At 55.1% G+C, this 21,690-nt stretch carries 19 protein-coding genes; 11 read left to right on the top strand and 8 right to left on the bottom strand.

Going from position 1 to position 21,690, the window contains the following annotated elements:
- Positions 1 to 26: 26 nt before the first annotated feature.
- The 4 genes from P1X16_RS12405 (at position 27) to P1X16_RS12420 (ending at position 4,124) form a co-directional block, all read left to right on the top strand.
- The gene (locus P1X16_RS12405; protein ID WP_277229202.1) at positions 27 to 902 is read left to right on the top strand and encodes a glycoside hydrolase family 16 protein; all 876 of its coding nucleotides are present in this window, start codon (positions 27 to 29) and stop codon (positions 900 to 902) included.
- Between the two features lie 139 nt (positions 903 to 1,041).
- The gene (locus P1X16_RS12410) at positions 1,042 to 1,905 is read left to right on the top strand and encodes a glycoside hydrolase family 16 protein (RefSeq protein WP_277229203.1); all 864 of its coding nucleotides are present in this window, start codon (positions 1,042 to 1,044) and stop codon (positions 1,903 to 1,905) included.
- 201 nt (positions 1,906 to 2,106) lie between these two features.
- A complete protein-coding gene (locus P1X16_RS12415) occupies positions 2,107 to 2,607 on the top strand; it encodes a helix-turn-helix domain-containing protein (RefSeq protein WP_277229204.1) in 501 nt (166 codons plus the stop codon).
- A gap of 44 nt (positions 2,608 to 2,651) precedes the next feature.
- Positions 2,652 to 4,124: a glycoside hydrolase family 30 protein gene (locus tag P1X16_RS12420; protein ID WP_277229205.1), complete on the top strand. Its 1,473-nt coding sequence runs from the start codon at positions 2,652 to 2,654 to the stop codon at positions 4,122 to 4,124.
- 59 nt (positions 4,125 to 4,183) lie between these two features.
- Here P1X16_RS12420 and P1X16_RS12425 read toward each other — a convergent pair whose 3' ends face one another.
- The 3 genes from P1X16_RS12425 to P1X16_RS12435 form a co-directional block, all read right to left on the bottom strand.
- Positions 4,184 to 5,875, bottom strand: coding sequence for an AarF/ABC1/UbiB kinase family protein (locus tag P1X16_RS12425; RefSeq protein ID WP_277229206.1), 1,692 nt, complete (start codon positions 5,873 to 5,875; stop codon positions 4,184 to 4,186).
- Positions 5,876 to 6,247: 372 nt separating this feature from the next.
- Positions 6,248 to 6,793, bottom strand: coding sequence for a hypothetical protein (locus P1X16_RS12430; protein ID WP_277229207.1), 546 nt, complete (start codon positions 6,791 to 6,793; stop codon positions 6,248 to 6,250).
- A gap of 255 nt (positions 6,794 to 7,048) precedes the next feature.
- Positions 7,049 to 7,972, bottom strand: coding sequence for an alpha/beta hydrolase (locus tag P1X16_RS12435; protein WP_277229208.1), 924 nt, complete (start codon positions 7,970 to 7,972; stop codon positions 7,049 to 7,051).
- Between the two features lie 641 nt (positions 7,973 to 8,613).
- Between P1X16_RS12435 and P1X16_RS12440 the strand changes: the two genes are divergently transcribed.
- Complete coding sequence (locus P1X16_RS12440; RefSeq protein ID WP_277229209.1) at positions 8,614 to 10,314, top strand: hypothetical protein; 1,701 nt, start codon at positions 8,614 to 8,616, stop codon at positions 10,312 to 10,314.
- 74 nt (positions 10,315 to 10,388) lie between these two features.
- Here P1X16_RS12440 and P1X16_RS12445 read toward each other — a convergent pair whose 3' ends face one another.
- The 4 genes from P1X16_RS12445 to P1X16_RS12460 all read right to left on the bottom strand — a co-directional run bounded on the left by P1X16_RS12445 (position 10,389) and on the right by P1X16_RS12460 (position 14,679).
- Positions 10,389 to 11,543 carry a hypothetical protein gene (locus P1X16_RS12445; RefSeq protein WP_277229210.1) on the bottom strand — a complete coding sequence of 385 codons (1,155 nt, stop codon included), beginning with the start codon at positions 11,541 to 11,543 and terminating at the stop codon, positions 10,389 to 10,391.
- A gap of 146 nt (positions 11,544 to 11,689) precedes the next feature.
- The gene (locus P1X16_RS12450) at positions 11,690 to 12,919 is read right to left on the bottom strand and encodes an aspartyl protease family protein (RefSeq protein WP_277229211.1); all 1,230 of its coding nucleotides are present in this window, start codon (positions 12,917 to 12,919) and stop codon (positions 11,690 to 11,692) included.
- 180 nt (positions 12,920 to 13,099) lie between these two features.
- Positions 13,100 to 14,218, bottom strand: coding sequence for an o-succinylbenzoate synthase (locus P1X16_RS12455; protein ID WP_277229212.1), 1,119 nt, complete (start codon positions 14,216 to 14,218; stop codon positions 13,100 to 13,102).
- A gap of 206 nt (positions 14,219 to 14,424) precedes the next feature.
- Positions 14,425 to 14,679 carry a KGG domain-containing protein gene (locus P1X16_RS12460; RefSeq protein ID WP_277229213.1) on the bottom strand — a complete coding sequence of 85 codons (255 nt, stop codon included), beginning with the start codon at positions 14,677 to 14,679 and terminating at the stop codon, positions 14,425 to 14,427.
- 275 nt (positions 14,680 to 14,954) lie between these two features.
- Between P1X16_RS12460 and egtB the strand changes: the two genes are divergently transcribed.
- The 6 genes from egtB to P1X16_RS12490 all read left to right on the top strand — a co-directional run bounded on the left by egtB (position 14,955) and on the right by P1X16_RS12490 (position 21,289).
- Complete coding sequence (egtB, locus tag P1X16_RS12465; RefSeq protein WP_277229214.1) at positions 14,955 to 16,262, top strand: ergothioneine biosynthesis protein EgtB; 1,308 nt, start codon at positions 14,955 to 14,957, stop codon at positions 16,260 to 16,262.
- Positions 16,263 to 16,343: 81 nt separating this feature from the next.
- The gene (egtD, locus tag P1X16_RS12470; protein WP_277229215.1) at positions 16,344 to 17,387 is read left to right on the top strand and encodes an L-histidine N(alpha)-methyltransferase; all 1,044 of its coding nucleotides are present in this window, start codon (positions 16,344 to 16,346) and stop codon (positions 17,385 to 17,387) included.
- A gap of 248 nt (positions 17,388 to 17,635) precedes the next feature.
- Entirely contained in the window at positions 17,636 to 18,724 is a 1,089-nt protein-coding gene (locus P1X16_RS12475; protein WP_277229216.1) for an aminotransferase class I/II-fold pyridoxal phosphate-dependent enzyme, read from the top strand.
- 33 nt (positions 18,725 to 18,757) lie between these two features.
- Complete coding sequence (locus P1X16_RS12480) at positions 18,758 to 20,188, top strand: MATE family efflux transporter (RefSeq protein ID WP_277229217.1); 1,431 nt, start codon at positions 18,758 to 18,760, stop codon at positions 20,186 to 20,188.
- Between the two features lie 141 nt (positions 20,189 to 20,329).
- Positions 20,330 to 20,881 carry a DUF922 domain-containing protein gene (locus tag P1X16_RS12485; protein WP_277229218.1) on the top strand — a complete coding sequence of 184 codons (552 nt, stop codon included), beginning with the start codon at positions 20,330 to 20,332 and terminating at the stop codon, positions 20,879 to 20,881.
- 66 nt (positions 20,882 to 20,947) lie between these two features.
- Positions 20,948 to 21,289: a tRNA-binding protein gene (locus P1X16_RS12490; RefSeq protein ID WP_277229219.1), complete on the top strand. Its 342-nt coding sequence runs from the start codon at positions 20,948 to 20,950 to the stop codon at positions 21,287 to 21,289.
- 62 nt (positions 21,290 to 21,351) lie between these two features.
- Here P1X16_RS12490 and P1X16_RS12495 read toward each other — a convergent pair whose 3' ends face one another.
- A complete protein-coding gene (locus P1X16_RS12495; protein WP_277229220.1) occupies positions 21,352 to 21,669 on the bottom strand; it encodes a DUF4296 domain-containing protein in 318 nt (105 codons plus the stop codon).
- Positions 21,670 to 21,690: the final 21 nt, after the last annotated feature.

Raw genomic sequence — 21,690 nt, forward strand, 5'->3', positions numbered from 1 at the left:
TCTTAGGTAGCAAAAACCGCTACTTCATGAATTCACGTCCCGTATTTGGGCTGCTGCAGAACAAGGATAGGGCTAGCATTTTGCTAGCCCTATCCTTGCTGACTACAACCTTGCTGTCTTGCACCGAATCCAAAACCAAGAACATCCCTGCTCCTATTCCTACCGTACCCGCCCTCAACGAGGAGGCACGCGACTACAGCCAGTACACCACGCTGGCGTGGAGCGACGAATTTGATGCGGGTCCTCTCGATCAAAACAAATGGGCGTATGAGTTAGGCGGCGGTGGCTGGGGCAACAACGAGTTACAGAGCTACACCAATTCTACCGACAACGTAAACGTGACCGGTGGCAACTTGATAATTCAGGCGCAGCAAGCGGGCAACGCTTACACCTCGGGCCGCCTGGTTACCAAGGGCAAGCAAAGCTTCCAATATGGGCGTATCGATGTGCGAGCCAAAGTACCCAAAGGCAAAGGGGTGTGGCCCGCTATCTGGATGCTAGGCTCTGATATAGACCAGAACAATTGGCCCCGCTGCGGCGAAATCGACATTATGGAGCTGCGGGGCAGCCGCCCGAAAGAGCTGCTTTCTACCATGCACTTCGGCAATAGCCCTGCCGAGCACGTCTACAAAGGCACTACGCAAGTACTAGCCAACGACCTTTCCAACGACTTCCACGTCTTTTCGGTGGTGCGCAGCAAAGACCTGTTGCGCTTCTTTCTGGATGGGCAGCAGTACTACACCTTCACGAGCAGCGACGCCAGCCCGTACCCCTTCAACAACCCGTTCTTTGTTGTGCTGAACTTGGCTATTGGTGGCAACTTCGACGGTAACCCCGATGCCACTACGGTGCTGCCTCAGCAGATGCAGGTGGATTATGTACGCTACTACCAGTACAAGTAAGCCACTGCCAGAGGCTGCCGGTGCATAGCCTTCGGCAGAAATCCGCAAATAGCTCCTAAAGCAGCCTGCCTTGCGGCTACTACTTCGGCCATAGCAGGCACTGTGCCACTTTACCGGGCTTGACGATTTACTCTTTGTCATGAAATTGCTTTCAAACAAACTGTTGCTTTCATCTGGTGCCGGGCTCTTGCTGCTGGTTTGCGCTTTTGGGGCACCTGGCGTCAGCAAGCCCAATGCTAGCAAGTCACCCAAGTATTCCTTCAAAAAGTTACTGTGGAGCGACGAGTTCAATTACACTGGCTTGCCGGATTCCGTGAAATGGTCGTACGATGTAGGCGGCAGTGGCTGGGGCAACAAGGAAGCGCAGTTTTATAGCAAAGCACGCCGGGAAAACGCCCGCGTTGAGAAAGGGAATCTGGTCATTGAGGCGCGGCGCGAGGCCCTGAACCCACCAAACCCCTACACATCGGCACGGCTGGTGTCGAGGGCCAAAGGCGGTGGTAGCCTCACTTATGGCCGTGTGGAAGTACGCGCCCAGCTACCCGCTGCTCGTGGCACGTGGCCCGCTATCTGGATGCTGCCCGACGACTGGAAGTACGGCGACAAAGGCTGGCCCGCCAACGGTGAAATCGACATTATGGAGTATGTGGGCTACCGGCCAGCCGTTGTGCAGGCTTCCACGCACTGCAAAAAGTATTACTTCCGCACCAACAACCAGAAAACCGACTCTATCAGCGTTCCTACCGCTACTAAGGCTTTCCACGTGTACGCCATTGAGTGGACACCAGAAACCATTACGGCCTTCGTGGACGACAAAGCCTACTTCACTAGCCGCAACGAACACAGCGGGTGGGAAGCATGGCCCTGGGACCATCCGTTTCACTTGCTTTTGAATGTGGCAGTGGGCGGTGAGTGGGGCGGTAAAAAAGGTATCGATGAAACAGCCTTTCCACAGCAAATGCTGGTGGACTATGTGCGTTTTTATAAGCTCAAGCAGCAGTAACAACTGCATGCTTCAGCACCGCTCTTCAGTTCCTCATAAGTAGCAGCCCCTAGCTAAATAGTAAGTAGAGCAACGCCAATACCAAGGGTAGAGGCAGCTATGCAACCTACTTATTGACACTTATTTCTTACTACTCCGCTACTGCTCTGGCCCCTGCAATGGGGTTCGGCTTGCTTTTCATGCACTTTTCATACGACTTATATGGGCCGTCAAAAACAGTTTTTTCGGTTGTCGGCTGCCGAGCATCAGGAGGTGCAGCACTACCTGCAACAAGAGCAGTTGGTGCGTCGGCAGATCAACCGGGCGCAGATGCTGCTCGACTGGCATGCGGGTTACTCAGCCACTGAAACCGCCCAGCGCCTAACCATGACCGAAGGTCGGGTGTATGCGCTACGGAGGGCCTACCAGCGTCAGGGGCTTACTTCTTACTTGAACACGCATCCTCAGGGAGGTGCCCCCACCAAGCTTACTCCCACTGTGGAAGCGGCCCTGCTCGCCCTGCTTTCCCGCCGCAATGCCGACTCGGCCCGTTACTGGACGCTGCGTCAGCTGGCAAACTACCTGGTTGAAAAAGGCCATGCTAAATCAATTTGCCCGGTTACAGTGGGCAAGGCGCTACAACGACTCCAGACCCTTCTTGTCTCCTCTTCCGACTCCGGCAATGAGGTGGCGCAGCCCTCCTACTCCGGTGAGCACAACTGAGGTGCCGCGAGGTGGCCTCTTCCTTTGCTTTTGATTTTTTACTCATGATGCTTCCTTCCCGAACAGCCTTTCTCACGCTGCTGGCTGGTATTTTTGTCACTTCTGCTCAGGCCCAGAAAGCCGCTTTCCCTGCCAAGCCGTATTCGGCCGCCGGCAAGCAGGTGCAGGTATATACTACCGCTAGCAATACGGCACTGCACCTGACGGCTACCGACAAACTTTCCTTCAAGGAAGTAGGGCAGCCCTTGGAAACGCAGCCCACGGTTTTTGTTGACCCCAACCACACCTTTCAGACCATGCTCGGTATTGGGGGCGCCATGACCGATGCCTCGGCCGAAACCTTTGCCAAACTGCCTAAGGCGCAGCAGCAAGAGTTTATGCAGGCCTACTATAGTCCTACCGCGGGTATTGGCTATACGTTGGCCCGCACCAGTATTCATAGCACTGACTTTTCGAGTGAGAGCTACACCTACGTAGCCGACAACGACAAGACCCTGAAAACTTTCAGTGTCAAGCACGACGAGCAGTATCGGATTCCGTTTATCAAGCAGGCCCAAGCGGCGGCGGGCGGCAAGCTGACAATGTACGTAAGTCCGTGGAGCCCGCCGGCCTGGATGAAAGACACCAAGAACATGCTGCAAGGCGGCAAGCTACTGCCCGAATTTCGCCAAACCTGGGCCGACTACTACATCAAGTTCATTCAGGCCTACGAGCAGCAGGGCATTCCAATCTGGGGCCTGACGGTGCAGAACGAGCCCATGGCCAAGCAGAAGTGGGAGTCATGCCTGTTCACGGCCGAAGATGAGCGCGACTTCGTGAAGGGCTACCTCGGCCCCACACTGAAGAAAGCCGGCATGAGCAATAAGAAGCTTATCGGCTGGGACCACAACCGCGACCTGATGTACCAACGGGCTAGCACCCTCTTCGATGACCCCGAAGCCAGCCAATACTACTGGGGCCTGGGTTTCCACTGGTACGAAACGTGGACCGGCTCGGCCATGCAGTTCGACAACCTGCGCCGCGTGCACGAAACCTACCCCACCAAAAACCTGATCTTCACCGAGGGCTGCGTCGAGAACTTTCAGTTCAATGGCATCAACGACTGGAAATTAGGCGAGCGGTACGGCCATTCCATGATCAACGACTTCAACGCCGGTACCGTAGCCTGGACCGACTGGAATGTGCTACTCGACGAGACGGGTGGCCCCAACCACGTCGGCAACTTCTGCTATGCTCCCATCATCGGCGATACCAAGAGCGGCAAGCTGCTCTATACTAACAGCTACTACTACATCGGCCACTTCTCGAAGTTCATCCGACCCGGCGCCAAGCGCATTGCCACCGCCGCCAGCCGCGACGTGCTGCAAACCACGGCCTTCCTCAATACCGATGGCAAAGTGGCGGTAGTGGTCATGAACAGCACCGACCAAGAGCAACCGTTTCAGCTCTGGATCAAAGGCCAAGCTGCTGCCGCCAATAGCCGCCCCCATTCCATTATGACCATGGTAGTAAACTAGTTGGATCAGATTTAGCTCTTAACTAAGAAAGGCCTGGCTGCTTGCGTAGCTAGGCCTTTTTATTGCTCGCGCTGCTCTTTCTTGGAACCCAGAATAAAGAGAATCAGCAGCAGAAAGGCCGCTATACCCAGGCTGTACCACGTCACCACAGGCAAGCCGCGGTAGTAAGGCATTTGGCCGGCGGGGTACGTTCCGAGCAAGCTCAAACCCGCAAACAGAATCATGGCCACCGAGACTGCCGCCAGAATTGCGCGGCTTACCAGTTGGTCGGCCTTGCGCAGCAGCAATAGGTAGCCACTCAATTCGACGCGCACGCGCAAGTCGCCGCGCGAGATTTTGCGCACGATTTGACGAATATCGGCGGGCAGCGTTTGGATCAGGGCGAGCAGTTGGGTGCCGGTATATTCAGCTTCGCTGAGGATGTTTTCGGCCGAGTACTGTTCGGCTACGATGCGTGCCCCGTAAGGCCGCACAAACTCGAACGTATTGAAGCGCGGGTGCAGCACCTTCCCAATACCTTCCAGAATAACAAGGGCCCTCAGGATCAGGAATACCGCGCCGGGCACTTGCAGCTTATACGTATAAATAACGCCTTGCAGCGCCTCCGCCAAATCCGACATGCTCATGTCCTTGACGTCGAGGCTAGCAAAATCTTCGATTAGCTCGCTCAGCGAAGCCTCGAAGGCGCGCATGTCGGGAATGTCGGAGGTGATGGCCAAGCGGCGGAAGCTCAGGGCCATACCGCGGGGGTCCTGCCGAGCCATCCCGATAAATACTCCAGCAAAAGCGTACTTCTGCTGCTTGCTCATCTTGCCCACCATCCCAAAGTCGATGAGCACCAGTGTGCCATCGGGGCGCACTAGCACGTTGCCCGGGTGCGGGTCGGCGTGGAACATCCCGAACTCGAATATTTGCGTCAGATAAATGTCCATGCCCGTTTCGGCCACTTTTTCCGGACTTAGACCCCACTCCAGCAGTTGCGGCTTATCGGTGATTTTGCAGCCGCTCACAAACTCAATCACCAGAATCCGGGACGTGCTGATGTCGCGGTACGGCTTAGGAATATAGAAGGTCTCGTAGGTGGCGTAGAGCGAGCGAAACTGCTCCATGCTGCGGGCCTCGGAGGTATAATCCAGCTCTTTGGTCATGCTCCGCTCGAAGGCATCTACCACGTCTTGTGGGTTGCTCAGCCCTTGCTTGCGCAGGAAATTCCCCGTGAGCCGTACCAGTTCGTGCAGCAAGGCCAGGTCGGAGCGCACTTTTTCCTGCACGCCCGGCCGCTGCACTTTCACCACCACTTCCTCGCCCGAAAGTAACCGCGCCCGGTGCACTTGCCCAATACTGGCAGAGCCCAGCGGCACGTCATCAAACTCGGAAAACACCTCATCGATTGGTTGGCCCATCTCCCGCTCGATAATGTCCTTGGCTACTTGCACATCGAAGGGCGGCACATTGCTTTGCAGCTTCTCGAACTCGTCGATCAGGGGTTGGGGCAGCAGGTCGGCGCGGTTGCTCATAGCCTGCGCCAGCTTGATAAAGGTAGGCCCCAGCTCCTCAATAATCATCCGGATCCGCTGCCAGCGTGTGGTTTCAAACACGGCCTGCTCGCCCTCCTGCCACGAAGCACGCCGGCTTTTAGGCACCAGCCGCCGCAAAGGCGTGCTGGTTACAGCATCTTCGAAGCCATAGCGAATAAGCACCTCCGCTACCTGCCGAATGCGAGTCAGGTTGGAAATCGTGTTTTTAAACATCAAGCATCAGATAAACGGGCAGTTGAATAACTCAACATTTCCGACAAGATTCAATTTGTCGCTCGCAAAAAGCAACGAAAACTGCCAGGCTTATAACCGAGTTGCAAGCTAGCAGCACAAAAACACTTCGGCATTTTGTAAGATTCCTTGGTATCCCCGACGCTTCTAATTACCTCAATTCATTGTACTAAACCCTTCGTACCGCAGTATAGCAGTGCAAATACGTCGGACCACGTTGTTGTGGAGTGGCCAGCGCGCCAAACTTGCTGTAGCAAAATTCATACAGCAGCGGCCACTCAAACAATCGTGTAAGAATACAGAAAACCCCGTTCGGACAATCCGAACGGGGTTTTTAAGCATCACAACACCACACTACGACAACGTGCTGCCCGTGCTGGACGTGTTGTCGTTTGGTGAAATGGCTTTTTTAGCGGCCGTTTTGTTGGCTTTGGTTTCTTTGCTGTCGTCGCTGGAGTTTTTCACTTTACCGGCCGAGCTAGTTGCCGGAGTGGTTACGGTTTTCTTGGCCGCGGCAGCTCTACCTTCCGAGCTACTTACGTTGGTGGTGCCAACCATAGAGTTGACAGTAGGCTTGCTCGCCTTAGGGGCCGCGGCCGCTTTGGGCTCAGTTGCAGACTTGCTCCCGCCTTTCACGGTGCGCTTTAGTTCTTCCACCTCAGCGTTTGGAGCTACTCCTACACTCTTCATGACGCGCGAAGCAATACTTTGAACCTGCTTTTCCAGCTCCTTGCGCTTGGTTTCGCCGTTTTGCTTCAGTTCGTCCATGATCTTAGCTCCCTCCTGCTCCGATAGCTTGCTTTCTTGCACCAGCGTATCAATGGTTTTTTGTACCCGATCGGTGGTGAGAGAAACGAAGCCAACGCCCGCATTGATGAACTTCTTAAACAAATCTTCCATAAAGCTGAGTGATTAAAAGAGAGTGAGAGAAGTAAAAAATGGCCTTGCGGACTCGCTGGCCGAGAAAAATAGTATGCAAGCCTACCATTTGCTACAAACCTACAAAATGGCTGCTATATAGTTGATGCTGAAGACAAGATATTCATCGGCAATTGGCTTTTAAAGGCAAAAACGCTGTCCAACAACTCTCAGTCCTGTCTTTCGCTTTCTACTTTCACTCGGCTGAAAACCAGCGGCCTTGACAGCCATGTTGTTTTACCGCGTGGCAGGCATCTGAGTTGCCCAAATGCCGCGGGTAAATTCACCTACCTGGTTGAGTGCTTGCCGGGCCTCTGGCACGAAGCGCCAAAACAGGTGCCACCAATGCACCAACCCATTAAATACTTGCAGCGTGATGGGTACACCAGTCGACTGGGCTTTCTGGCAGAAGCGCATTACATCATCATGCAGCACTTCGGCATCCGAAATCTGAATCAGTAGCGGGGGTAGGTTGTGCAACTTGCCTTTACCAGGCGAAACTAACGGGTGCGTATGCGGCGTATCGGCGGCGTAGAGGCTGCCCCAGGTTTGCATTTCAAGAGCTTCCAACACCCGCGCCTCCTCGTAACAAGCTTGGCGCTGCACCCCACTGGGCATAGCCAAATCAATCCAGGGGGAAAGGCCGATGGCCGCGGCAGGCAGTGGTATTCCCGCGTCGCGCAGGTGTAGCAGCAGTGCCAGCCCAAGGCCCCCTCCCGCCGAATCGCCGGCTATCATAATGTCCTGGGCGTGGTAGCCTTGGCTGAGCAGCCAATCGTAAGCCAAGCGTGCATCTTCGAGAGCCGCCGGAAACGGATATTCTGGCGCCTTGCGGTAGTTGATAGCCAGCGTGTTTAGCTGGCAGCTTTCCGCCAAGGCGCCTACCAAGGCTCGGTGTGTGTTCAGGGAGCCAATTACGTAGCCTCCGCCGTGCAAATACAGCAATACCCGCTTCGGATGGGCACCCACGGGCCGAAGCCACTCGGCGGCCATTCCTTCTACGTCGGCATCCTCCAGGAATACATTCCAGGGCACAAATTGGAAGAGCGCAGCCGCTTCCGCAGCCAGCCGTATGGCGGGTAGTTGGGGTCGGTGGCGGGCTATTGGGCCCGTGGCGGCAGTCAGAAACTGCTTAAGCAGCAAATGCTGAGAAGACGGCATTGGAAGAACAAACGTGGGAATTGGGGCGGGGAGCAGGGCGGCAACAGCGGCGCAACGCCGCAGCAAATGCGCTGCTCACTGAATACGCAGAGCAGCAATGGTAAGATACTGATTTGGCTGAAGTTTGCTTGAAAAAACCAATTGCGCCTTCCTTGCTCGATCCTAGCTGATCAGTAGCAAACCCGCTCAGCCGAAGTTGAAGCCGCTTGAATTAGTAGAACACTAGCTTATTGTATAGCCTACATTTCCCGCGACTAGGCTTCGCACCATAGTACATCATTGGGGGCAAGAACCTCAGTAACGAAATCAACAATTCTAGCACAAGCAACAGACTGTTTATCAGCATTCCTGAGCAGGCTACCCGTAGCGGGAGAGACATAAAAGTAAGAATCTACGTAGTTGCTAGCTGTCTACACAAGGCACAAACTGTAAAATAGCAAGATCAAATAGAAGTACGGCGCGAATTGCACGGTCAATAACAACCCTATAACTTGCCCATGCAGGTTAGACCCAATGACTGGTTGGTGCTAGTTCGCCCACCTAAAAATACATAATCACCACCTGCACGTTTCTTCTCCGCTCTCCTACTCGCCGCCTGCCTAGCACTTGCCTGGTGCTAAGGCTATTAACACACCTTTTGCATGAACAATAGAACTGTTTTCTACATTTTAATTATATTCTTTGTTGCCTTTGCCGCTCTAGTAGGGTTCGAATACTTTAAATCGTCTTCAGCAAGAAGCGTATCGAACACTGAAATCAAGAAAGATTTTGCGGAGCCTATTATTGGCTCCTATGCACACGATACTACTGCTTCTGTTAAAGACGCAATTAATTTTCAGCATTCAGCAATTACTATAGCCGAACAAACCAGTGACGAAGTAATTCAACAAGCACTTACTGCTTTAGCTTCCACAAAGCCGAATCTGATTACCATAAAAACAGTAGGGGCTAATCAGGAGAATATTCTGCAGAAATTTGTTGATGGCAATTTCGACGCGAAGATTAAAACTATCTGTACTTCGCTAGCCGAAATTCAGCAGCCCATTTATTTACGCTGGAATCCAGAAATGGAAGTACCAGTCACCCTTTATCCTTGGCAGTTTCAATCGTCTGCACTTTATGCCGAAGCCTTTCGCCGGTTTGCGAAGCTAACCAAGCAATTATTGCCGAATGCTCAAATAGTTTGGGGACCAGCTGGCTATCCGGGAGCAGAAGAATATTGGCCAGGCAATGATGTGGTTGATGTAATAAGCCTAACCGTAAACAGTAAATCAGAACTTCAGGCAACTGGTTATCCACACACCAAGGATATGACGGTCTTGCTTAAGCGAAAAATCCACAGGGTGCGGTTTATGAATAAGCCAATCCTGATCCTTGGGACAGAAGACACGAATACAAACAACCTCGTTAAGGAATTTCTACCAGTTGCCATCAACGAAACGGAACGCGAGCAGGCCACTATTTACGCAACCATAGCCCCTGATTCAGCCATTTCAACGCCTGTTGCCACCAGAACTGCGAATCCAGTCATAGGAGTTTATGACCCTAAGCAGTTGCTGCTGACGGCTGAGCCAGTAAAAGTCGAGCACCTGTTTATTGACCTCGGCAATGTTGAAGACGGACTATTTCTAAAAGAATTCACGGCTATTACAGCGCGCAAGCATGATGTGATTTTGACCGTGGAGCCTTGGAAAGACAAAAGCTATAAAAAGGGGGATAATGTATTATTGAATACCATAAACGGTAAGTACGACTCTATATTTAAAAAGCTTTATTCAGTGTTATCTAATTCCAAGCAAACTGTGTATCTCAGGTTTGCTCACGAAATGGAAATACCGATCGAACGTTATCCATGGCAGAGCCAAGATCCGGTAGTATACAGTAAAGCTTTCCGGCATTTTATGAATTACGGTTCAGTTAGGCTAAAAAACGTGAAGCGAATATGGGGTCCGGCCGGCGACCGGGGTTCTGTGGAGTGGTGGCCGGGTGGCGACGTGGTAGATTATATTAGCGTAGCTATTTATGGCTTGCCCGATAAAAATATAACCGACCCCCAAAAGCAAGAATCGTTTAGCACAATTTACGCTCGCAAACATCATCGTATGCGCTTTGCGCACAAACCTATTTTTGTAACCGAATTCGGTGTAAAGGGCCCGGAAGATTTACAAATGAAATGGTTGGATGATGCGGCCAACGTAATCAATAATCACAAGGAAATAATTGGAGCTTGTTATTTCAACTTAGCTGACAATCCGAAAGCTTGGGGCCAGATAGCAGCACCTGATTGGAGTATCAATAGAAACACGTTTATTTCTTTCACTAAAGAAATAAACGCTAAGTAGCACCCCTGTTAATTGTGTGTAGCGGGCTTCTAACTTGTTAGTGGCAGTCAGCTTGCAGATGGCTGTAACACCACCTATTTCTTTCCTCCAATATTGTGGCCTTTGTAGCCCCGGATAGCAATGGGAATCCAGCCGAGGATGGGAATAAAAAAGGTGATAGTAAACGGGTTGCGCCATACCATGCGGAGCCACGCGCCAGGCTTGTCGAGCTTCATCTTGAAGTCGCGGCGGCCTTCGTGCACGTAAAGGCGCTCGAACTCTCGAAATAGAGCGGGCCAGGCAATAGGCAAAAAGAAAGGAAAGTAGCGCCAGTTCTCTTTCATGCGCTGCCACAAGTCGCGCCACCGGTAGGGCTGCTGGCCATATTTGACTACTGCCGCATCCATTTCAGTTTGCATAAGCTGGCGTACCTTCTCCGAAAGCGCCGTGTAATCTTCGCGGGTAAGGTCGGCAGGGTCCTTGTCGATCATCTCGTAGGGCCGAATGCGCGAGCCGAGCACGTACGAGAGCTGAGCGGGATAAGCCATATAGAACGACCAGGGCTGCAGTAGCACCAACAGCACTATGGGCCCCATCGGGATAAACGGAATACCTATTTTCTTGCTCAGCTTGTTGAGCCACTCCCAGCTATAGGCGTAGGGGTTGAGGTATTCCCCGTTGATGGTGTAGAACGGCATTATGTCGGTGCGGTGGTTTATGCTATGGCGCACCATGCTGCTGGCCAGCCGCTGCAACTTGTACTTGTTGTTGAACCCCTTACCGATGCCCGGCACGCCTTCCGGGTAAAGCATCAGGTTGTGGTCCTGATAATACATCATCGTCTCGAAGTTGAGCGTAGTGGCATCGACGCAGCCGCACTTCTTCCAGAAATCCTTGATCTGGAAAGGATTCATGAGCGTAGACTGCGAGAGCAGCGGCGCCGACAGCGGCCGGGGCAGCCCCCGTTGGCCGGGCAAGGTGCGCCACATGTGGGCCAGCACTACAATGGCATCCCAGGGGAAAGCCATACCGGAATGGTTGGAGGCGAAAATGAGGGGCCGCTCGGGATTGTTGCGCTCCGGAAAGTTCTCGAACCCAATCAGGCGCGAGCGAAACCACACCCTGTCGAGCAGTTGCAGAATATTACGGTCGAGTGTCTCGACGAAATCTGCCCGAAAATAATCAGAGTAAATGTGCTGATTGGCCTGAATGGAAGGTGGCGGCGACGGCAGCACGGGGGGCGTGGGCATTGGGTGGAATTGGCGGAGTAAAGCGTGAACGAGGGGCGCCGCTAGGACCAGCTTCTAATGTAGGAATTTTAGATGCCGGTTCAATAGTACCAATTTTCGCAGGGGATACTCCTGCTTTCTTCGCCATATAATTTGGGCTTTCCGCCCTAAATCTGGCGTTTCAGGCGGATAAAAGCCGATACGAGCTGACCATTGCGCTGCAACAGTAGGAAGAGCGTTTTACCGTCGCCGGAATGGAAAATGCGGCTGATTTGGGTGAGACTCATGCTCTTGACGGGAATCAGATTAATAGATAGCAACTCATCATCGGGTTGAAGGCCAGCTTCCACGGCCGGCGAGTTGGGCTCTAAGCGCAGCACAAAATAGCGGCGGTAGTCGGGCCCGGAGGCCAGCAGTTCCAGGCCGCACATATCGTGCTCGAAAGGGTCCCGAAACAAGGAGTTCGGGCGTAGCCAGAGCGTGTTGTGGGTGTAATCGATGACCACTTCAAACCGCTTTAGTAATTCGAAGCCTATGTTGCCGTTGCGCGGTACTTCCACGCGCAAGGCTCCATTATCGGCATCGGGAAACGACGTGAGCGGGGCGTTGAGGCGGTAGCGGCCGAGCTGCATGCTTTGTACCCGCCCCAAATACCCGTTGATGGCCCCGCTCAGGCCGCGCCCTAGTTGCGCCCGTAGCCGCTTGGCGGGCACCCGCATACGCGCGTCGGAAGAGGTTTCCAGCGACAACGCATGCCCGGCCCCAGTGTCGAGCACGAGTTTGAGCGGCAGAGCCAGCGAATCGTTAATATTTACGGGCACGTTGAGGTAGGACTTACGGCCTTCTATATCGATGGGAAGCTGCGTCCAGCGGCGGCCCCGTGGTGGTTCATACGTGTTGGGGGCATGAAACCACAGCTGGGCCGCTGTGGGCTCTACCTGTACCACAAAGCTATTGAAGACATCGTAGCCGAGGATGCCATGCACGGGCAGACCCACGTAGCCCGAGAGGTTGAGCACATCGGAAGAAAGTACCAAAAAAGACAAGGTAGGCGCTACCACGCCGGGCATCGTAACGTTGACGCTGTCGGAAAAAAAGGCTTCCAGCGGCTTCTCTTGTCCGGCCCCCATCACGTTGTAGTTGGCTCCCCGACGTAGCTTGAGAGGCTCGATGAGCGTAGGATCGGTGATAAGCGAAATACCTACACCCGAATCGAGCAAGAAATTGTAAGGTCCTTGGCCGTTGAGGTGGGCCTGTACGATGATGAGGTTGCGCTGAAATTCGAACGGCATCCGAACCTTGCGCTGTCCTGATTTCACAAAGTGAAATGCCCTCTCCTCTTTGATGATTCGGAGCGGTTGAACCTCGGGTTGGGACTGCGCAATGGCCGGGAGCATTCCTAGCACCAGTACCAACGGCCTACACCATTGCCATCCTAACCAGCAACGGCAGAGCGACAGAGCAAGCGTACAAAACCAAGGGGCGGACATAGGAGGGCGGGGCGGGATTGGAAATATAGCCAAAAACCGCCTTTATCGCCATGGTTATAAGAGTAGCGCCCGCACTCTAGGCAAACCTTAGTTTTGCCTATGCTCTTCTAGGCTGCTCCCACCTTCGTCGTTAAGCGCTGGCAGTTCCCATTCCCCGCTTGGGTTGTAGTGCAGGTTTCCCCCTTCAATGCGTAAGGGCGCCTGCAAGTTGTTGTGGTAAAGCTGCCCAGTGCCCAATCCCTGCGGGAAGTTTGGAAGGGCATACTCCCCGGCTAGTTGGCTGATGGCGTTCAGACCTACATTCGACTCCAGCGCCGATGTAAGCCACCAGCTGATGCCCCAGTCTTCGGCTAGTTGCCACCACGAAGCCGCCGCGGCCAAGCCACCGACCAGCGTGGGTTTGAGAATGATGTAGGCGGGCTGCACTTCTTCGAGCAAGGCTTCTTGCAAGGCGGGGTTTGTAACGCGGATTAGCTCTTCGTCTAGCGCTACTGGCACCGGCGAATGGCGGCACACTTCGGCCATTGCGGCCCACTGGCCGGCCGCTAGCGGCTGCTCGATGGAGTGTAGCTGAAACTGCGCCAACTGCTCTAGCTTAGCCATTGCCTCGGTGGGCACAAATGCCCCGTTGGCATCTACGCGGAGCGTGAGTTCAGCAGGACCTGCTTCCGCCCTGATTTCGGCCAGGAGCTCCATCTCGGTGGCAAAATCGAGGCTGCCGATCTTCAGCTTCAGGCACGAATAGCCTTCGGTTAGCTTCTTGCGAATCTGCTCCCGCATGAAGGCGGCATCCCCCATCCAAACGAGTCCGTTGATGGGTACACCGGCCTCGCCGCGGCTGAACGGATTATTAAAAAGCTGGCGTTGGCCGCCGTGGTGCAAGTCGAGCAGGGCCGTTTCGAGGCCGAAACGCAAGGCAGGCCAGTCCAAGCCAACAAGGGCCAGCACATCTTCCGGAGCCGCATCAGCAGTAAACTTTCGGCTGTTGAACTCAATGCAAAGCTGGGTTAGTCGGGCCTCGAAATCAGGACGGTAATCGGGGCTGAGGCCAGCTAGCGGGGCTGCTTCGCCAAGGCCGGTGCAGCCCGGCTGTTGCGTGTCGGTGAGGTGCAGGTACCAAACTACGTGCTCGGTGAGGGCTCCGCGCGAGGTGCGGGCCGGGAAGTTGAAGCGCAAAACGCGCTGTGAATAGCGAAGCTGAAGCATGGGCGATAATACGGCAGTACAAGCAAACCGTTGGAGGGCTTGAAAGTACGCAAGCCGCGGCACGACGCTAGCCCCTGGTCACGGCCCATTTAGCTTTGATAACAACCTGCTACTAACAAAGCGGCATAAAAAAGCCGCTTCCGGAGTTATTCCGGAAGCGGCTTTTCAAAGACCATAGTTGGAAGTAGGCCTCTTATAACTCCAGCTTACGCTTTTGGAGTTGAAGTTTTGCGGGTTGCTTGGCCGCCTTTACGACCAGCAGCGCGGGCCTCTTCGGCCGTGAAGCGGTGGCCGCGGCCACTCTCGTGCGAAGCGCGTCCGCCTTCACTAGCAATACGACGCTGCTGCTCGGGGTCCATGGCTGCAAAGCCCCGTGGGCGCTTTGGCTTAGACTCGGTGGTGGCAGCTTTAGACTTAGCAGCCGGACGTGATGCTGGGGTGGCTTGCAGATTGTTTTGCATAGTGGTAGTGGTTGTGGAAAAGGAATGTCCGTGTGGTTGCTTTGTGTAAGCAAGAAACGCAGGTCCTTGACATTGGGCTAATTAAAACCGATAAGAAATAGGGAAAGCGCTATAAAATACCGCTTTTTACGGAGGAGCTTGCGCGATATATAACACTGGCTTTGCGACAAATACGGAGGAGCTTGCGGCCCCAACTGCACGATGTTTGAAGGCGGGTTAAAACCTGAACCAGAGAAATGCAGTTATTTGCCAAGCATTTTCTTTCCCTTGCTGCTATGTCGTCGTCTCCTCTCTCCTTTGCCCCTGCTCCACCGGCTACCGCTGGGTCGTCATTAGCGCAACGCTTTCAGGAAGTGCGCGAGCGTACCGAGCTGCTGTGTGCTCCGCTGCTGCCCGAAGACACCGTAGTGCAGCCCATGCTCGACGTGAGCCCGCCCAAGTGGCATCTGGCCCACGTCACTTGGTTTTGGGAAACATTTCTGCTGAAAGAACACCTGCCCGGCTACACGGTATTTCACCCCGACTACGCGTTTCTGTTCAACTCGTACTACAACTCGCTTGGCTCCCGCGTGAACCGGGCCGACCGGGGCACTATTTCGCGGCCCGCGCTGGCCGACGTGTATGCCTACCGTGCCCACGTAGACCAGCACATGCCGCAACTCCTGGCCCTGGCCGACACGCTGCCGCCCGCCTTCCACGAGGTGTTTGAGCTTGGGCTACAGCACGAGCAGCAACACCAGGAATTGCTAGCCACCGATATCAAATACATTCTTAGTACGAGTCCGCTGGCCCCGTCTTATTTCAAGAAGGACACGGAAACTGCTTCGCGTGTTGTGGAAGCCCCTCAAGCCGCTTGGCTGCCGGTGCCAGGCGGTATTTCGCGCATCGGCTACGAAGGCACAGGGTTCTGCTTCGACAACGAGTTGAATGCCCACGAAGTGCTGACCACTGACTTTGAAATCCAGAACCGTTTGGTAACCAACGGCGAATACCTGGAATTCATAAAAGCCGGCGGCTACCAGGATTTCCGGCACTGGCTAGGCGAAGGCTGGGACTTGGTGCAAAGCATGGGCTGGGAAGCGCCGCTGTACTGGGTGCAGAAAGAAAACCAATGGCACCGCTTCACGCACCGCGGCCTGCAGCCTGTAAACCTGGCGGCCCCCGTTACGCACGTGAGCTTCTATGAGGCACAGGCGTATGCTACCTGGGCGGGCGCACGCCTGCTTACCGAGCAGGAATGGGAAGTAGCAGCCCGTCACTTCCAGGCTTCTCCCGTAGGAGGCACCTTCCTAGAAAGCAACCTCCTCGACCCCCAGCCGCTGCCCTCTGACGCCGACCCCAACCGCTGCCACCAGCTGCTTGGCGATGCGTGGGAGTGGACGTACTCGCCCTATCACCCCTACCCCGGCTACAATCGGGCGCCCGGCGCGTTAGGCGAATACAACGGCAAGTTTATGGTCAACCAGTTGGTGCTGCGTGGCGGCTCCTGCGCTACGCCCATCAGCCATATTCGTCTCACGTACCGCAATTTCTTTCACGCCGACAAACGCTGGCAATTCACTGGCATTCGCCTGGCCAGATAGGCATTGCAGCGCACCGGGAATTTACTTGGTGCGCTGCAATGCCGTTATTGTGTTGATTTACTTCTTGTTTGCGCGTCGCTTATGCCCTCTTCCGCCCCGGTTCCTTCTGCTTCCACACTTGATTTTGCCGCCTTGTCCTCGTCTTCTGAATTGCCCTCAGAAACGCAAAACCAGGAACTAGAAACCTTGAAGCGCCACGTAGCCGAAGGGTTACGACGCCCGCAAAAAACGTTGTCGTCGATGTATTTCTACGACGACGAAGGCAGCCGCCTGTTTCAGCAGATTATGGCGCTACCCGAGTACTATCCCACGCGCACCGAGTTTCAGTTGTTCACCCGGCACCAGTCGGCCTTGGCTACAGCTTTGCGTCCCACGGCCACGCAAGAACCCTTCTTTCTGCTGGAGTTAGGTGCCGGCGATGGTTTGAAAACCAAAATTCTGCTTCGCCACCTGCTGGAAACGAATGCGGCTTTCACTTACGTACCCGTGGATATTTCCGGGGCCGCCCTCGACGGTTTGACGGCCAGCTTACGCGAAGAATTACCCGATCTGCGCGTGGAGCCCATCGTGGCCGATTATTCGGAAGCTTTGCGCTTGATGGCGGCCCGGCCGGGGCGCAAAGTGGTGCTGTTTCTGGGGTCTAACATCGGTAACTTCCTGCCTGCCGACCGCCTCACGTTTCTGCGCAACTTGGCTGCTCCCCTTAGCCCCAACGACCGGCTCCTTATCGGCTTCGACTTGCAGAAAGATCCGCGCATCATCCGGGCCGCTTACGACGACGCGCAGGGCGTAACAGCCGCTTTCAACCTCAACCTACTCGCGCGCCTCAACCGGGAGCTAGGCGCCGACTTCGACCTCGCCCACTGGCAGCACTACACCGACTACGACCCGCTGGCTGGCACAGTCCGCTCGTTTCTGGTTAGCACCCGCGCCCAAGCCGTGCACGTCAGCACTCTCAAACAGACTTTCGAGTTTGCCGCCTGGGAGACAATTCATACCGAGAATTCCTACAAGTTCACTGCTCCACAAATCGAAGCGCTGGCTGCTGAGGCGGGCCTCACCGTCACCAATTTCTTCACCGACGAGCAAGATTACTTTGCCGACGTAGTGCTCCGGCCTGCATGATGGTTGGCAGTTATCTAAGCAGATTCTTTCTGACGACGAGTGCCTAACACCATTTGCTTGAGTTGCTGTATGCTCCTTTGTGGCATCAAAGCAGATTCTAGGGCCATGCTTGCAGAAAGATGCTGGGTTGACCTCAAGAGCACGCAGACCCAAGCAAATGTTGCTAAGTGTGGCTGCTTTGCTGCGAATTGCGCTTGCGAAAGGCGACCTACTTTGCCTACCTTATCGGCTGCTGTTCTTTTCGCTCTATGTCACTTATCAGCCTTGCCTCTGGTTACGGCAATTTCCTGCCGGCATCCGAAGTCACTTCCCGCGTACTGAACCTGCTGCATGTGGGCCGCCTGCCCATCAGTCCGGTAGAAGGGTTACCAACGTTGCGTGAGACACTAGCCGCCAACTATCATCAGCAGGGTGGGCCACCTATAACGCCAATGAATATTGTCGTTACGCCAGGCACCAAAGCGGCTCTGTTTGCATTGCTGTGCGCCGTGCTACACCCCGGCGACGAAGTATTGCTACCCACTCCTAACTGGTTTGGCTTTTGGGAGTTAATAGAACGCGCGGGCGGCGTGATACGCGAACTGCCATTAAGCATTGCTGATGATTACGCGCTGACGCCAGAGCTTTTGCAGGCTGCTATGACCCCTAGAACGCGGGTGTTACTATTCACGAATCCCAACAATCCAACAGGTCGCATCTACCAGCGCACCGAAGTTGAAGCCCTGCTAGCTGTTACGCGCCAGCACCCGCAGCTTTTTGTGCTGTCCGATGAGATTTACGATGGCATTTGCTTTGATTCGGAAGTGGTGCCTTCGCTGCTTTCTTTCCCCGACCCCAACGGCCAACACTTGGTGGTAAACGGCTTCTCCAAGTCGTTGACGCTGCTGGGCTGGAACGTCGGGTATCTTGTGGCACCGCCCGCGGTAGCGCGGGCTTGTGCACAGCAGCAATTTGCCACCGGTGGCGCTGTAGCCGTGCCTAGCCAAATAGCGGCTCTAGCCGCCACCGAAGCCCGGCCAAGCATCACGACCACCCTGCGGCAACAGCTGCTCCCGAACCGGCAGCGCCTGCTCGACTTTCTAGCCACACTACCCGGAGCCTTGCCGCACGCTCCGGGTGGCACCTACTACGCCTTCCCCGATTTGCGCGCCTTTATCGCCCCCGACCTAGCGCCCGCTGAAGCCTCGGCACAATTGATGACGAAATTAAAAGCCGCTGGCGTAGTTGTGGTAGATGGCGCAACCTGCGGGGCGCCCGGCTTTGCGCGGCTCTCGTACGCCGTACCGGCAGCGGAACTAACCGAGGCTATTCGCAGGCTTGCGGCTGTTCTTCAGTAGAGCACCATCCGCACATTAACTGGCGGATGCCTCATGATAAACCCAGTTGCTGGCGGCAACTGGGCTACCTTTGCGGAATTCCTTCGCTTTGTAGTCATGCCGCTTACTGCCCTCCGCCCCCACCTCAAACCCCTTCTTTTACTGGCTTATCCGGTTGTGCTCAGCCAACTAGGGCACGTGCTGGTCAACGTCTGCGACTCAGTAGTAGTCGGGCAGACGGGCAAGGTGCCGTTGGCGGCCGTAGGAGTTGGGGTGAGTGTAAGCACGGTGGTCATGATTTTCGGGCTTGGGCTATCCATGGGCATTACGCCCCTAGTTGCCGCCGCCAACGGCAAACGCGACGTGCAACAACTCGGCCGTTTGCTGGTAGCTGGGGTATGGCTGAGCACGCTAGCCGGATTGGTTCTCGCCGTAGCCGGCACCGGCGTTGCATCTCTCCTCCGATACTTGGGGCAAACGGCCGAAGTGGTGGCTCTCGCCGCGCCGTGGGTACGAATTATGTTTCTGTCCTTTCTGCCGCTCATGGTGTTTCAGGGCTTCAAGCAGTTCGCTGAAGGCCTAGGCCTCACGCGGCAAGCCATGTATTTGTCGGTTTTGGCTAACATCGTCAACGCTGGCCTTTGCGTGATGTTGGTGTTTGGCAAGCTTGGGGTTCCGGCCTTTGGCATGATTGGCTCGGCCTGGGCCACGCTACTGGCGCGCATCCTGATGGCGCTGCTCATGGGCGCGTACGTGCTGCGAGCGGCCCGCTTGCGCCCTTACCGCGAGGCAGTGCCCTCCTGGCTCCGACCCGATGGCACCACCTTGAAGCGCTTGGTGGGCATTGGGGCGCCTATTGGCTTCCAGATGATGTTTGAAATGGGCGCTTTCAGCTTCTCCCACATCATGATTGGCTGGCTAGGCGTCACGCCGCAAGCAGCGCACCAAATTGCCATCAACGTGGCATCGGTTACGTACATGGCTGCCAGCGGCATTGCGGCGGCAGCCACTATTCGGGTCGGCAACTTACGGGGCCTCGGCGATGCGTACGGGGCCCGGCAGGCCGGTCTGGCGGCATATCTACTGGCCTTTTTGTTTATGGCTACTATGGGCTTGCTGTTGGTGGCGGCCCGCCACTATGTCCCGCACCTCTACAACCACGACCCTGCCGTGGTAGCCCAGGCCGCCACGCTGCTACTTATAGCAGCGGCCTTCCAGGTATCCGACGGCTTGCAAGTGGTAGGGCTTGGCGCGTTGCGGGGCCTCGAAGACGTGAAAATACCGTCTTTGGTAGCATTGCTGTCTTATTGGGTTGTGGCGCTGCCGCTAGGTTACGGGCTAGGCTTCCTACTGAAACTGGGGAGTATTGGCGTGTGGCTGGGCTTGCTCACGGGCCTGACCCTGGTAGCCGGCGTGTTGCTATGGCGCTTCCGGCAGCATAGGGTCGTTGCTGTCCCGCCGACGGCCGTATTAGCGGGTAGATGATTTTGCATGGTAGCGCCGCACTTTATTTCAGCTACCGAGTACGGGTGTATGCCGAGCTTTGGGAACAAGACGTTATCAATTTGATGTAGCAGGCTAAGCCACTGGCTTTCCGGCGCGGCTGTTCATCGTTTATCTTTGAAAATGACTTTTTTCTCGTTTCTCCTGCTTCTGCTTTCTCAGAATCCAACGGCTCCGAAGCCCGCGCAAGCAACTCCCGTTAAAGAAACCATCGCTTGGTCAGCACAGCGGCCCCTCACTTGGACCGACTTCAAAAGCAAGCCCATGCCCGCCGACCGGCTGGCGGCTCTCACCTCCGGCAATATCGATGTGCAGGTAGGCTGCACCGATTTCGTGTTTAGCTCCAGCGTCAAAGCGGTATTTCTGCCCCAGGAGTCGTGGGTGCGCGACGCGGCCAAGGCCACGCCGGCCCTCTTGCGGCACGAGCAACTCCACTTCGACATCACGGAGCTACACGCCCGTATGCTGCGGCAGAAACTTAGTTTGGTCAAGCTCAACTGCCAGCATCTCAACCCGGCGTTCAACAACCTCACCAGAGCTGCTTTCTCGGCTTGGCAGCGCGAGGAAGCCCGCTACGACGCGGAAACCAACCACGGCCTCAACGCCGACAAGCAAAAGTTCTGGGAAGCGCAAGTACAAGTGCGCCTAACCCAACTGGTTGCCTTCGCTCAGTAATCGTATTATAGCGCCGTCACTAGAATAGCCTCTAAGTGATACAGCTGCGCCACAACCTTGTTGTTTATGTCTTCTACTATCACCTGGGCTGATTTCGAACGAGTTGATGTACGGGTTGGTACCATCTTGGAAGCCCGTGAGTTTCCGGAGGCGCGTCGTCCTGCTTACCAGCTACTCGTTGACTTAGGCCCCGAAATAGGCCACAAACGGTCTAGCGCCCAGATTACTCGCCATTACCAGCCCACCGATCTGATAGGCCGGCAAGTACTGTGCGTAGTTAATTTTCCGCCCAAGCAAATCGGCAAGTTTATGTCGGAAGTGCTGGTAACGGGTGCCGCCGATGCGCAAGGTGACATTGTGCTGGCCACGCTAGCGGCTCCCGTTCCTAATGGCAGCCGATTGATATAACGCGAAAAAGCGAAGCTGCTGCTTGCATAGCAGCAGCTTCGCTTTCTATTGGGTCGTCGGGCTTACTTTGGAGGACCAAGCTTTGCTTGGCGCGCTGCCAGGGTATCTAGAACGATGCCATAGATATCGTCGAGGTCTTTGCCGTGGCTGGCGTAGTAGCGGAAGCTGCGCTGGAACAGCGAATCGTTTATTTCTCGGCGCCAGAATACTTCTTTTTGCTGTTGCAAGTAAAGAGCCCGGGCCGAATCAGGAGAAAGGCGAGAGGTTTCCACCCTTGCTTCCAGCAAATGCAAGTCGGCTAGTACGCTAACTAGCTGCTCGCGGGGCATAAGGGGCTGGGGCGGCGGCACATCATCTTGGCGCTGGCAGCCGAATAGCATCCCGGCAAGCAGTAGGCTAAA

Origin of the sequence: Hymenobacter sp. YC55 (genome assembly GCF_029433095.1) — a bacterium.
Lineage (GTDB): Bacteria > Bacteroidota > Bacteroidia > Cytophagales > Hymenobacteraceae > Hymenobacter.